General features: G+C 63.5%; 13 protein-coding genes. 6 read left to right on the top strand and 7 right to left on the bottom strand.

Annotated features, from left to right (window positions below):
* Positions 1-66: 66 nt before the first annotated feature.
* Positions 67-348, top strand: a complete 282-nt coding sequence (locus FLO80_RS01755) for a hypothetical protein (RefSeq protein ID WP_111362052.1) — start codon at positions 67-69, stop codon at positions 346-348.
* A 48-nt stretch (positions 349-396) separates the two neighbouring features.
* Here the strand turns inward: FLO80_RS01755 and FLO80_RS01750 are convergent, their stop codons facing one another.
* Genes FLO80_RS01750 through FLO80_RS01740 form a run of 3 tightly spaced genes read right to left on the bottom strand, consistent with a single transcriptional unit; the run spans position 397 to position 4438 of the window.
* Positions 397-1041, bottom strand: a complete 645-nt coding sequence (locus FLO80_RS01750) for a DsbA family oxidoreductase (RefSeq protein ID WP_111362053.1) — start codon at positions 1039-1041, stop codon at positions 397-399.
* The gene (locus FLO80_RS01745) at positions 1028-2560 is read right to left on the bottom strand and encodes a class I adenylate-forming enzyme family protein (RefSeq protein ID WP_111362054.1); all 1533 of its coding nucleotides are present in this window, start codon (positions 2558-2560) and stop codon (positions 1028-1030) included. The genes FLO80_RS01750 and FLO80_RS01745 overlap by 14 nt, the downstream gene beginning before the upstream one ends.
* Positions 2561-2611: 51 nt before the next feature.
* Entirely contained in the window at positions 2612-4438 is a 1827-nt protein-coding gene (locus tag FLO80_RS01740) for an extracellular solute-binding protein (RefSeq protein WP_111362055.1), read from the bottom strand.
* Between the two features lie 314 nt (positions 4439-4752).
* Between FLO80_RS01740 and FLO80_RS01735 the strand changes: the two genes are divergently transcribed.
* The 3 genes from FLO80_RS01735 (at position 4753) to FLO80_RS01725 (ending at position 6790) form a co-directional block, all read left to right on the top strand.
* A complete protein-coding gene (locus FLO80_RS01735; RefSeq protein WP_111362384.1) occupies positions 4753-4935 on the top strand; it encodes a hypothetical protein in 183 nt (60 codons plus the stop codon).
* A 78-nt stretch (positions 4936-5013) separates the two neighbouring features.
* A complete protein-coding gene (locus tag FLO80_RS01730; protein ID WP_111362056.1) occupies positions 5014-5787 on the top strand; it encodes a 3-hydroxybutyrate dehydrogenase in 774 nt (257 codons plus the stop codon).
* Positions 5765-6790, top strand: coding sequence for a patatin-like phospholipase family protein (locus FLO80_RS01725; RefSeq protein WP_111362057.1), 1026 nt, complete (start codon positions 5765-5767; stop codon positions 6788-6790). The genes FLO80_RS01730 and FLO80_RS01725 overlap by 23 nt, the downstream gene beginning before the upstream one ends.
* A 19-nt stretch (positions 6791-6809) precedes the next feature.
* Here the strand turns inward: FLO80_RS01725 and FLO80_RS01720 are convergent, their stop codons facing one another.
* From FLO80_RS01720 to FLO80_RS01710, 3 genes are all read right to left on the bottom strand, one after another.
* On the bottom strand, positions 6810-7586 hold the full coding sequence (locus FLO80_RS01720) for a DUF502 domain-containing protein (RefSeq protein WP_111362058.1): 777 nt from the start codon (positions 7584-7586) through the stop codon (positions 6810-6812).
* Between the two features lie 155 nt (positions 7587-7741).
* The gene (locus tag FLO80_RS01715; protein ID WP_111362059.1) at positions 7742-8665 is read right to left on the bottom strand and encodes a pseudouridine-5'-phosphate glycosidase; all 924 of its coding nucleotides are present in this window, start codon (positions 8663-8665) and stop codon (positions 7742-7744) included.
* Positions 8662-9564: a PfkB family carbohydrate kinase gene (locus FLO80_RS01710; protein WP_111362060.1), complete on the bottom strand. Its 903-nt coding sequence runs from the start codon at positions 9562-9564 to the stop codon at positions 8662-8664. The genes FLO80_RS01715 and FLO80_RS01710 overlap by 4 nt, the downstream gene beginning before the upstream one ends.
* Positions 9565-9929: 365 nt before the next feature.
* Here FLO80_RS01710 and rpsB point away from each other — a divergent pair, with 365 nt between their 5' ends.
* Together rpsB and tsf are read left to right on the top strand one after the other, a co-directional pair.
* Positions 9930-10742, top strand: a complete 813-nt coding sequence (rpsB, locus tag FLO80_RS01705) for a 30S ribosomal protein S2 (protein ID WP_111362061.1) — start codon at positions 9930-9932, stop codon at positions 10740-10742.
* Positions 10743-10826: 84 nt separating this feature from the next.
* Positions 10827-11708, top strand: a complete 882-nt coding sequence (tsf, locus tag FLO80_RS01700; RefSeq protein WP_111362062.1) for a translation elongation factor Ts — start codon at positions 10827-10829, stop codon at positions 11706-11708.
* A gap of 395 nt (positions 11709-12103) precedes the next feature.
* Here tsf and FLO80_RS01695 read toward each other — a convergent pair whose 3' ends face one another.
* A complete protein-coding gene (locus FLO80_RS01695) occupies positions 12104-12859 on the bottom strand; it encodes a helix-turn-helix transcriptional regulator (protein WP_111362063.1) in 756 nt (251 codons plus the stop codon).
* Between the last annotated feature and the right edge of the window lie 284 nt (positions 12860-13143).

Genomic DNA, 13143 nt, shown 5'->3' with positions numbered 1-13143 from the left:
AGTGAATTAGTAAGCAAAAGATATAATACCTGATAAAAGGAATCAATTATGCCAAGACTCCTCGATATGACACCCGCTCTCGCCGCCTGTGTCCTGACGCTCGGCACCGTGGCACAGGCCGATACGACCACGCTCGACAAGGGCCAGATGACCTATGAGATTTTCGAACACAGCATCGGCCATGTCGATCTCGCGACCTGTCCCGACGGGTTCGACGATGACAAGGTGTTCTGCCGGTTGACCGTCGCCGATGAGCGCGCGCATGTCTTCGCCTTCGCTTACGAGGGCGACCAGGTGTTGCAGGCGGTCCGCTCCTACGAATTCGACGAGGGTTTCCTGAACTTCTGATCCCCCGGCGGGTGCCGCGTCTCCGGCCCGGTGCCGGGGGCGTGGCGCTCAGGTTTCGCCGGCAACCTGCGCGTCGATGTCGTCGATCACCTTTTGCCAAAGCTCGACCGGCTGTGCGCCCGGCACCGCGTGCTGGCCCGCGACGATGAAGGTCGGCACCGCCGTGACGCCCATCTTGCGTGACTGCGCATCGCGGGCGAGGATGTCGTCGCGGTCGGCCTCGCTCTGCAAGAGCTTGAGGATCACCGCCGCATCCAGCCCGGCACTGTCGGCGATATCGCCAAGAACATCATGCGCACCGATATCGCGCCCGTCCTGGAAATAGGCGCGAAAGAGGGCCGAAACGATCGGCGTCTGCCGCCCCTCGATCCCCGCCCAATGGATCAGGCGATGCGCATCGAGCGTGTTGGGCGTGCGCGCGATTTGATCGAACGCGATGTCGAGCCCGGCCTCCTGCGCTCGCGCGACCACGGGTTTGTAGGCTTCGAATGCCGCGTCCTTGCCGCCGAACTTGGATTCGAGATAGGTCCGCCGGTCCATCCCCTCGGGCGGCATGTCGGGGTTGAGCTGATAGGGGTGCCATTCGACCGTGAACGGGTGGTCCGGGCGGCTTTCAAGCGCGCGGTCGAGCAGTGTCTTGCCGATGTAGCACCACGGGCAGATCGGGTCGGAGATGATGTCAAGCTTGACCATGTTGCGCCTCGTATACTTGTTTCAATGCCTGGCGCTGGAGCTTTCCGTTCGGGTTGCGCGGCAGGGCGTCGACATGCACGAACAGGCGCGGCTGCTTGTAACGCGCCAGCCGCTCACCTGCATAGGCCGCCAGCGCGGCCGCGTCCAGTGGCGCGGGAGAGGTGTAGAAGGCGACGATCACCCGCGCGTCGGCCTTGACCTCGACATCGGTGACGCCGATCTCGGTCAGGCCGGGAAAATCGTGGAACGCCGATTCCACTTCGAGCGGCGAGACACGATAGCCGCCGGCGTTCATCATGTCATCGACCCGCGCGTGATACTCGATCTGGAAATCTTCGCCCATCGCGCCGTGATCGCCGGTCAGGAACCATTCGCCCCGAAACCGTGCGGCGGTTTCCTCTTCGGCGCCGAGATAGCCGAGCATCAGCCCCGGATCGCGGTTCGAGACGGCAATCGTGCCATCCTCGCCCAGCGGCACAGGCTCGCCCGCCTCGTCGACGATGGCGACGCGCCGCCCCTTTTGCGGCCGCCCCAGCGTGCCGGGGCGCGCCGGGCGGGACGGGCTGGCCGAGATGAAGGTCGAACATTCCGACATGCCGAACGCCTCGTAAAGCATCGTGCCCGTCGCCGCGTGCCAGCCCGCGCGGATCGCCTCGGAGAGCTTTTCGCCCGCGCTCAGCCCGTGGCGCAGGCGGGGCAGGTCGATCTTCGTGCTTTGGCTTAATATCTTCCGGTAAACCCCTGGTGCGGCGGCAAAAATCGTCGCATCATACCGCTTGAGCAAGAGCGGGATCATCTCGGGCGCCGTGCCCGGTTCGGGGATGAGCGCCGTCGCGCCCACGCTCCACGGGTCCATCAGCCCGGTGCCGAGCGTATAGGTCCAGTTGAACGCCCCCGCATGGCAGAGCCGGTCGCCCTCGCCGAGCCCGTACCAGCCCTCGTGCATCATCTGCCGCGCCCAGATCGCGCGATGGGCGTGGCAAACCGCGCGCGGCTTGCCCGATGTGCCGGAGGTGAAGATGATATAGGCGAGCCGGTCGGGATCGCCCATGTCATACTCACAAGGCCCCAGATCGCGCATCGCCTCGAGATCATCCTGCCCGATCACCGGCACGCCCGGCTCATCCGGGCAGGCAATGCCGTCGCCCCGCAGGATCGCCGCGGGTTTCAGCGTGTCGATCATCGCCGCCACCTCGTGCGCGGTCAGTTGCGAGGAGGTCGGCACCGGGACACAGCCCACCGCGATCGCCCCGAGATAGGCAATCGGAAACTCGACCGTATTGCCCAACCGCATCAGCACGATATCGCCCGGCTTCAGCCCGGCTTGCAAAAGTCCGGTTCCGGTGCCGCGCACCGCCTGCTCAAGCCGCGCATAGGACCAGCGTTCGGCCCGCGCCGGACCCAGCACCGCCAACGCGATCTTGTCGGGCAGGTCTGCGGCCCGGCCCAGCACATGGGCGGTGAAGTTGAACGGGTTGGGGCAGGGGGCAAACGGCCCCTCATCATGGATCGAGCGCATGGCGTCTTGCTACGCCCGGTCGGGGCGCGTTGCAAGCGCGCGCCGCGCAGATCACTCCTGCCACCACCAGACATCGGGCAGGAACCAGTACCCGTCACCATAGACCGGAAGCCGCTCGGGATAGCGCAACTGCCGGACATGGGCGATGCGCGCGACGCCGAATGCATAGGTCGGGATCACGTAGCGCCCGGTCATCAACACCCGATCGAGCGCGCGCACGGCGGCGGTGAATTCGTCCTGGTCGCCGGTCTCGAGCATCCGCGCGATCATTGCCTCGATGGCGGGCGATTTCACCCCCATGAGGTTGCGCGATCCCGGCTGATCCGCCGCCGCGCTGCCCCAATAGGCGCGCTGTTCATTGCCCGGCGAGAGCGAGAAATCGCGCCTAAAATCGGTCATGTCGAAATCGAAGGTCTGAATCCGCGCGAAATATTGCGCATTGTCCACCACGTCGAGCGTGGCGCGCACCCCGATCCGCTCGAGCGCGCGGATGAAGATGTTGGCGAAGGCCTGTTTCTCGGTCGACCCCTGCGGCAGCAGGATCGAGAACGCGAGCGCCCGGCCCGCCGCATCGCGCATCACCCCCTGATCGGCGCGATAGCCCGCCTCCTGCAAAAGCCGCATCGCCGCGCGCAGGTTCTTGCGGTTGCGCGCCGTGCCGTCGGATTCGGGCAGCGCATAACCATCGAGCGCGCCGGGCAAAAGCGTGTCGGCAAAGGGCGCCAGCAGATCGCGCACCCGCCCCTCGGCCGGGCCGGGCCGCATCCCGAGATCGGTGCCCGAGAAATACGAGGTGATCCGCTTTTGCCGCCCGCCGGTGATCGCGTCGTTCATGTATTCAAAGTTGAAGGCATGGATCATCGCCTGCCGCACGCGCCAGTCATCGAATGGCGCATGGCGCGTGTTCATCACGAATCCGGTCATCCCCGAGGGCTTGCCGCTGGGGATTTCCGATTTGATCACGTCACCCGCCTGCACGGCCGGGAAATCATAGGCGCTTTGCCATTTCTCGGCATTGGTCTCGCGATAGACGGTCAACTCGCCCGCCTTGAACGCCTCGAACATCACCGCCGCATCGCCGTAGAATTCGATGCGGATCTCGTCGAGATTGGCCCGCCCCCGCATCAGCGGCAAATCGCGGCCCCAATACTCGGGGTTGCGCCGCATCACCACGTTGCGCCCCGGCTCGAACCTCTCGACCACGTAAGGCCCGGTGCCGATCGGCACGGTGTCGAGCCCGGAATCGGTGAATGCGCGCGCCTCCCACTGGGCCTTTTTCAGGATCGGGCGCAGCCCGGCAATCAGCGCCAGCTCGCGGTCGTCGGTATTGAAAGTCAAACGCACGCTGCGCGGGCCGGTCTGCTCGATCCCCTTAACCTTGGTCCAGAAGGTGAGGTAGATGGGGTGCCCCCGCGTGCCCAGCGTCTCGAAACTCCAGATCACATCCTCGACCGTGACCGGGCTGCCATCCGAGAATCGGGCCTCCTCGCGCAGGGTGAATTCGACCCAGTTGCGATTCGGCCCCGTCTCGACCGATTCGGCCAGCAGCCCGTAAAGCGCGAAGGGTTCGTCCCAGTTGCGCCCCAACAGCCCCTCGTAGCCCAGGAAGCGCAGCTGCCACGGCGCGGTGCCTTTCAGGATGAACGGGTTGAGACTGTCAAAGCCGCCGGTATTGCCGGTGACGATCCGCCCGCCACGGGGCGCCTCGGGGTTGGCATAGGGCAGCGACACAAAATCAGGTGGCAGGCCCGGCGCACCATACATAGATATCCCGTGCTGCGGTTCCGCCTGCGCCATGGGCGCAAGGAAAAGACCGCCCAGAACCAACGCCCGACACACCATGTTTCGCACCGACGAGGGGAAATAATCCAATCCCATTTTTGCAACAATTCCGCTCTGCTCTTGTTTTCTTGAAACCCACGCTAACGGGGGTTTTACGTGTTATCAAACTTTTAGCTTGGACAAGCGCTCCAAATTGCTTATAAAGAGGGCACTGCTCGATAGGTTTCTTGCCTGTATGAAACCTGCCTCAATAACTGGACGCCGGCCTTGTGCCGGCGTTTTTTTTGCGCGGAACCTTGCCGCTTGGGGCGCCGTTCGGCGGCTGTCATCAAAACGCGCTTGCTGCCGTGTTATGGTGTCGCTCCGGTCAGGCATTGGCCGGCGATGAAACACCAAAGCAGGAGATTATCATGGACGCCGTCAAGATTGCAGAACTGGCCCGTGCCCTGCGCACGGCACACGGGGCCAAGGCCCCGGTCGAGGCCGCCCGCAAGATCCGCGAATACAAGGTGTCGGGCAACAACACCGAGGTCGAGAACTGGCAGCGAATCAGGAACGCGCTCGACACCACCAGCGCCCCGCATCAGGGCTGATCGGCCGCGAATCGCGGTTTCGCCCGCGTGAAGGTCATGGCAAGGTAAGCTCATCCCATCTCAGGAGGCAGACAGACCATGACACTTGCAGGCAAGACCGCCGTTATCACCGGATCGAATTCGGGCATCGGCCTTGGCATCGCGCGGGAACTGGCGCGCACGGGTGCCGATGTGATTCTCAACTCCTTCACCGATTCGGACGAGGATCACCAGATCGCGCGCGACGTCGCCGCCGAATTCGGCGTCTCGGCCCGCTACGTGTCGGCCGACATGTCGAAACCCGATCAATGCCGCGCGCTGATCGAAAAGGCCGGGGGCTGCGATATCCTCGTGAACAACGCCGGGATTCAGCATGTTGCCCCGATCGACGAATTCCCGACCGAGAAATGGGATGCGATCATCGCGATCAACCTCAGCTCGGCCTTTCACACCACCGCCGCCGCGCTGCCGGGCATGCGCAAGGCGGGTTGGGGCCGGGTGGTCAATATCGCCTCGGCCCACGGGCTGACCGCGTCGCCCTACAAATCCGCCTATATCGCGGCCAAGCACGGCGTCGTCGGCCTCAGCAAGACCACGGCGCTTGAAACCGCGGGGCAGGGGATCACCTGCAACGCGATCTGCCCGGGCTATGTGCTGACCCCGCTGGTCGAGGCGCAAATCCCCGACCAGATGAAGGCGCATGACATGGACCGCGACACCGTGGTCAGGGAGGTGATGCTGGCGCGCCAACCGTCAAAGGAATTCGCCACCGTCGAACAGTTGGGCGGCACCACCGTGTTCCTGTGCTCGCCCGCCGCCGATCAGATCACCGGCACCACGATCTCGGTGGATGGCGGCTGGACGGCGCTCTGACGTGACCCGCCGGATCAATCTCGCGCTTCAGGGGGGCGGCGCGCATGGCGCGTTCACCTGGGGCGTGCTCGACCGGCTGCTTGACGAGGAAGATCTAGAGATCGCCGGCATTTCCGGCACCTCGGCGGGGGCGCTCAACGGGGCGGCGCTGAAATCCGGCTGGCTGATCGACGGGCGCGATGGTGCGCGCGAGAATCTCGACTGGCTCTGGCGCCAGATGGGTGCCATCGACGCCCCGGCCTTCCCCGAGTGGATGGGGATTGCGCAGATGTCGAACTCGGTCGGAAGTTCGCTGCCCTATCTCTGGGCGGAAAGCCTTGAGCGGATGATCTCGCCCTATGCGACGGGTCCGTTCTATACCAACCCGCTGCGCCGCGTGGCCGAACGTTTCGACTATGACCGCGTCTGCGCCCATGACGGGCCGCGGCTTTTTGTCGGGGCGACCAATGTGCGCAGCGGCAAGATCCGCGTGTTCGAGGGCGGTGACATCAGCACCGATGCGCTGCTTGCCTCGGCCTGCCTGCCGACGCTCTTTCGCGCGGTCGAGATCGACGGCGAGGCCTATTGGGACGGCGGCTATACCGGCAACCCGGCGCTCTTTCCGCTGTTCGCGCCCGACCTGCCCGGCGATATCGTGATCGTGAACATCAACCCGCTCGAACGCAACGAGGTGCCCCGCACGCCGCAGGACATCCGCAACCGCATCAACGAGATCAGCTTCAATTCCTCGCTCCTGCGCGAGATGCGCGCGATCGCCTTCGCGCAGCGCCTGCTCGACGAGGGCCGGATGAAGCGTGGCGAGATGAAGCAGCTCAACCTGCACATGATCGCCGATGACGCGCTGATGAACGAGCTGTCGGTCGCAACCAAGATCGTGCCCATCCCCGATGTCATCGCCCGCCTCAAGGCGGCCGGAAGACAGGCGGCGCAGGCATTTCTCGATGCCCATGGCGACGACCTCGGCCAACGCGGCTCGGTCGATCTCGCGGGCATATACGGGTGAGCCGCGGGCAGGCCCGGCCTTACTGTGCCGCCTCCGGCTCTGGCTCTGCCTTTGCCAGCGGCTGCGTCGGGTCCTGCTTGTTGGGATAGACGAGCCCCGCCGAAATGACGAGCTTGGCGGCATCCTCGACCCCCATCTCGAGCTCGATCACCGAATGGCGCGGCACGAACAAGAGGAACCCGCTGGTCGGGTTGGGCGTCGTGGGCAGAAAGACCGAGAGGATTTCCTCGTCCACCGGGACACGCCGGTCGATCTCGCCCTTGGCCGAGGTCGAGATGAACGCGATCGCCCAGATCCCCTTGCGCGGGTATTCGACGAGGCAGGCCTTGTCGAACTGCGATTCGGTCTGTGCAAAGATCGTCTCGGCGATCTGCTTGACCCCGCCATAGACCGACCGGACAATCGGCATACGGTTCACGATCCGCTCGCCCCAGCCGAGGAAACTGCGCCCGATCAGCCCCTTGGCGATCCAGCCGACGGTCACGGTAAAGACGAGGAACAGGATCACCCCGACACCGCGGATGTTGACGCTCACATCGCTCGTGCCGAACAGCCAGCGAAACCACTGCGCTTCCCCGAACCAGCGATTGATCAGCACATCGGGATGATATTTCTGCGGCACGAAGGGCAGAACCCAACTGTCGATCCAGCCAACGAAGGTCCAGATCAGCCAGAGCGTGATGGCAATCGGCACCACCACCACAAGACCGGCAAGGAAATTGTTGCGCAGCCCCGCAAAGGGGCGCCAACGGCGATGCTGCTTGTCGCTGTCGTTCTCGTCAAAGGGCGATGTCATAGAGTGACCATTATATCAAACTCGACTCGTGACATAGGCACATTTGTCGTGCCGGGCAATGCGGGCCGGTATCAACGCCCCATCGCGAACACCCCGCCGCATTTGATCGCAAACACCCGCCCCGGCCAGATTCAACAGACCAGATTCAACAGGCGCTAGGCTGCGGTCTCCCCGATCCGCACCAGTTCGCCCGCGATCCGGGCGGCCAGCCGCGCATTGTTGCGCACGAGCGCGATATTCGTGGTCAGCGACCGCCCCTCGGTCAACTCGAAGATCCGGCCCAGCAGGAAGGGCGTGACCGCCTTGCCCGTCACGCCCTGCGCCCGCACCTCGCCAAGCGCGCGGGCGATGATCGGCTCGATCTCGCCGCGCGGGATCTCGTCGGCCTCGGGCACCGGGTTGACGATCAATTGCCCGCCATCAAGACCCAGCGCGCCACGCATCCGGTGCGCCCGGGCGATCATTTCGGGGCCATCCATCCTGAGCGGCGCCAGCAGGCCCGACTCGCGCGACCAGAACCCGGGGAATGCGTCCTGCCCACAGGCGATGACCGGCACGCCGAGGGTTTCCAGCACCTCAAGCGTCTTGGGCAGGTCGAGAATGGCCTTGGCCCCCGCCGCCACCACGCTCACTGGGGTGCGGGCCAGTTCGTGCAGGTCGGCGGAAATGTCGAACGTCTCTTCGGCGCCGCGATGCACGCCGCCGATCCCGCCGGTGGCGAAAACCGCGATCCCCGCCATGCGCGCCGCGATCATGGTCGCCGCCACGGTCGTGGCCCCGGTGCCGCCCTGCGCGATACAGGCCGCCATGTCGGCGCGCGACAGCTTGGCAACATTGTCGGCCTGCGCAAGTTGCTCCAGCGCCCCGGCCTCAAGCCCGACATGCAGCCGCCCGTCGATCACCGCCATCGTGGCGGGCACCGCGCCGCTTGCGCGCACATCTTCCTCGACCAGGCGGGCGGTCTCGACATTCTGCGGCCAGGGCATGCCATGGGTTATGATCGTCGATTCCAGCGCCACGAGGGGCCGACCCTCGGCGCGCGCCACCGCGACCTCTTCGGAAAACTCGATCATGCTCATGTCGCATCCTCTATTGCTACGTAACGCGCCGCCGCCGCGAGCGCCTGTTCGAAGGCCGCGATCCGGCCTGCGCCCCCCATCTCGGCGGCAATATGGGCCGCCATGAAGGTATCGCCCGCCCCCGTCACCCGGCGCAGCATGACCTGTGGCGGGTGGCGCTGGATCACGCCGTCCGGCCCGCCCTCGGCGGCGGCCCCGGCCCCGTCGGTCACCAGAACCCGGCGCGCGCCGCGTTCCAGCATCGCGCGCGCCGCTGTCGCCGCATCGGCGAAACGCGCCCCGCAAAGCAGGCCCGCCTCTTCACGGTTGACATAAAGCACCCCGCGCCCGCGATCCAGAAACGGCCTCAGCCGTTCGGCCTTGCCGGGCGAGGCCGGGGCAACCCGCAAATCGGCCCGGGCAAAAATGTCGGCCCCGGCGATCCGTGCCAGAAGCGCCGGTGTCAGGTTTCCATCCAGTGCCACCACCCCGTCATAGGGCGCGGTGGCATCGCCCAGCCGCCCGTCGTGCAACGGTGCGAGGATGCGCGCCCCCGCCGTTTCGAGCGAATGTGCATCCGCGATCGACGCGATCAATCCGCTCGGCCCCTCGATCGCCATGTATTGATCGGTCGGCAGATCGGCGGGACGATAGAGGAACCGCACCTCCAGCCCCAGCCCGGCGCAGGCCGCGACCAGCGCCTCGCCCTCGGCATCCTGCCCGACCGCGGACAACAGCGCCGGTTGTCGCCCGTACCGTTGCAGCGTCATCGCGATGTTGAGCGCCACGCCCCCCGGCCCCCGGGTGATCCGCCCCGGCACATCCGATCCAAGGCCAATGTCGCGCCCGGTGCGCCCGATCACGTCCCAATGGACACTGCCGATGCACAGGATGTCGGGGCGTGGTAGCGAGGCGGACATCGGGTATCCTTGGCGACGGGGCTGGGTGCTCGAAACAGGATCGGTTCTAGGCGGATTTTCATCGCAAAGTCCACTGCACCGCACGCCGTCTTAACACTTTTCGGGCCGGCGCGGCGCGTCATGACCCGGCAGCCGGGCGACAGCCGGGCAACAGCCGGATGTCACCCCCCGGATTCGGCGGGGCGGGCAGCGTTAACACATGCGGCGGGGCAGGGGTTGCCAACCGCCCTCAACCCCTCTATACGCGCGACATTCAAACCGCAGGCAAGGGCGGGTCTATGGGGGAGACATCCCCATCGGTCCACCGGTTGAGGCATCCGCCTTGCACCCCTTGTCGAGGCGAAAACCGGAAAGGAAACAACGACATGGCTCTTCCCGAGTTCACCATGCGCCAGCTTTTGGAAGCAGGCGTTCACTTTGGCCACCAGACGCAGCGTTGGAACCCCCGCATGGGCGAGTTCATCTATGGCGCGCGCAACGGCATCCACATCATGGACCTCACCCAGACGGTCCCCATGCTCGACGCCGCCCTCAACGCGATCCGCGAAACCGTCTCCAAAAGCGGCCGCGTCCTCTTTGTCGGCACCAAGCGCCAGGCGAGCCAACCCATTGCAGACGCAGCAGAAAAATGCGCGCAATACTACATGAACCACCGCTGGCTGGGCGGCACCCTGACCAACTGGCAGACGGTTTCCAAGTCGATCAACCGGCTCAAGGAATACGACGAACGCCTCGCTGAAGGTGCCGAGGGCCTGACCAAGAAGGAACGCCTTGGCATGGAACGCGAACAGGCCAAGCTTCAGGCTTCGCTCGGCGGGATTCGCGAAATGGGCGGCGTGCCCGACATGCTCTTCGTGATCGACGTCAAGAAAGAGGCCCTTGCCGTCGCCGAGGCCAACAAGCTCGGCATCCCGATCGTGGCCGTGGTCGACACCAACTGCTCGCCCGATGGCATTGATTATGTTATCCCCGGCAACGACGACGCCGCCCGTGCCATCGCCCTTTATTGCGATCTGGCCAGCCGCGCCGCCCTTGACGGCATGCAGGCGCAACTTGGTGCCGCAGGCGTGGATATCGGCGAACTGGCCGAAACGCCAGTCGAAGAGGTGACGGTCGAGGCTGTCCCGGCCGCCCCGGAAGACGCGGGCACCGATGCCGGTGAAAAAGGCGAGGCGTAAGCCCGTCACGCAATTGTCGCGCGGGCGTGGCAGGCACGCGCCCGCAGCGGCAACCAATATGAAACAAATCCAGGAGAGCCTGACATGGCGATCACAGCAGCAATGGTAAAGGAACTGCGCGACAGCACTGGCGCAGGCATGATGGACGCGAAGAAAGCACTGACCGAGGCCGATGGTGACATGGATGCGGCCGTTGACTGGCTCCGCACCAAGGGTCTGGCCAAGGCCGCCAAGAAGTCGGGCCGCACCGCGGCCGAAGGTCTTGTCGGTGTCGCGGTCGATGGTGGCAAAGGTGTCGCGATCGAGCTGAACTCGGAAACCGATTTCGTGGCCAAGAATGAAGAGTTTCAGAAGCTCGTCGGCAATATTGCACAGGCCGCTCTTGGGGTCGGTGATATCGAGGCTCTGAAAGCGTCTGATATGGGTGGCAAACCGGTCGAGACCGCCGTGACGGACGCGATTGCCAAGATCGGCGAGAACATGACCTTGCGCCGCATGGAATCGCTCGAAGGTGGTTCTGTTGTCACTTACGTGCACAACGCCGCCACGGCTGGCATGGGCAAGATCGGCGTTCTGGTCGCCTTCAATGGCGATGACGAAGGTTTTGCGCGCCAGGTCGCGATGCACGTCGCAGCCGCCGACCCGCGCCCGCAGGCGTTGGACGCGGATGCACTCGATCCCAGCGTTATCGAGAAAGAACGTCAGGTTCAAATCGAGATCGCACGGGAATCCGGCAAGCCCGAGAACGTCATCGAAAAGATGATCGAAGGGCGGATGAAGAAATTCCTGGCCGAGATCACGCTTCTCAATCAGGCTTTCGTGGTCAACCCTGACCTGACCGTTGCTCAGGCTGCCAAGGAAGCCGGTGTCGAGATCACCGGGTTCGTGCGCCTTGAAGTTGGTGAAGGGATCGAGAAAGAGCAGGAAGATTTCGCAGCGGAAGTGGCCAAGGTGGCTCAGGGCTAAGCCCATTCGAGCAACATCAAGTTTGCCCTCCAAACGCCTGTAAAACAAAGAAAACGGTGCCAGCACGTGGGCTGGCACCGTTCCTTTTTGACCCCGCCCCGGCAATGGGGATGAGAAGGGGCGGTTCAAATGTCGGTCTTCCAGCCGAGGAATAGACCTTCAGACCGACTCCGGCGTGAACCGGACAAAGCAAAGAGCCTTGAAATTCCAAGGGTTTGCCCTGTGTGTTCCCAGGCTTAAAAGCCACCACTCACGGAACAGCGCCAAGATGACAGCCGGACGGGGATTCCGAAAGTAAGGGAATCCTTACCTCGCGGAAATTTCTTCGCTTGAGGTCATAACGTCATGATTTTGTTTCCCAATCCAGGTTTCTGGCATCGGGTCGGCTGATCGGTTCAGTACTCAACCACGAACATCTGATTATGGAGCGCCGCTTTCAGCACCGCCTGGGCCGTCGTTTCGACACTCAAGACTTCACGGGCAAGGCGCAGGTGCTTTTCAACGGTTGCCGGCGTCAATCCCATCAGGATCGCAATATCGGCCGTTGTTTTTCCGTCACCGACCCAGTGCAGCGCTTCCAGCTGTCTTTTGGTCAAACCACGGGCCGGGCTGGAATAGGGCAGGGACAGGATCTTGAGATGCGCCACGTTGTTCATGACGACAAGATCCGTTCCGTGCTCTGCCCAGACCTCATCCGCTTCGGTTTGCGTCATATCCTCGTGACCGGTGAGGGCGATTGCACCTTTCGACCGTGGCGAGATCGATTTGAAACTGATGGTATAGCCACTTGTCACGCGCATTTTGGCATTAAATTCAACGACTTTCATCTCGCTCTCTGACAAAAGGCCGCTTTCCATCATGTCCTTCACGATGCTCCAACTGGCGACACCTTCGTTTTCAAGCGACCACTTGACCATCGGTGCGTGGAAATACATCGACTGGCCGAGAAACCAATCGGTGTATTCCTTCTTGTGATTGGTCAGGATGACGAAATCATCGGGATCGCCGAGCGATCTGCCGGTGCGGTAGTTCGTGTAGCCGTAAAACAGCCTGGTGAACCCGTACTCGGCCATCTTGCGGCAATGCATGTCCCAAAGCATTTCCATGGACGGTGTGTTGGTCAAGTCATCGAGGTATTCTGCCAAAGCCATGTGCCCGTCTTTCCCGTAAGTTGAACGGTGAGACCGCGACCGACCGCATGATCAAGACGTGTGAAAGAACTTCACGTTAGACCCAGAGGGCCTTGTATGTGGTCGGAATATTCCGTTCGAGTGGTCATAAAGACTTACCGGTCAAAATCGGCTCTGTCGAGAGCAAGCGGATTGATTGAGGCAAAGTGCGGCTATTTATTAACATAATACTTATTATGCGCCATATGGTGCCGTGTTGTTCAGCAACCTCCCCCTGTCGCGTCACAAGGTTAACCACGCAAAGG

Origin of the sequence: Aquicoccus porphyridii (assembly GCF_008369105.1) — a bacterium.
Taxonomy (GTDB): Bacteria; Pseudomonadota; Alphaproteobacteria; order Rhodobacterales; family Rhodobacteraceae; genus Aquicoccus; species Aquicoccus porphyridii.
This window is presented reverse-complemented; position numbering and strand designations above follow the sequence as displayed.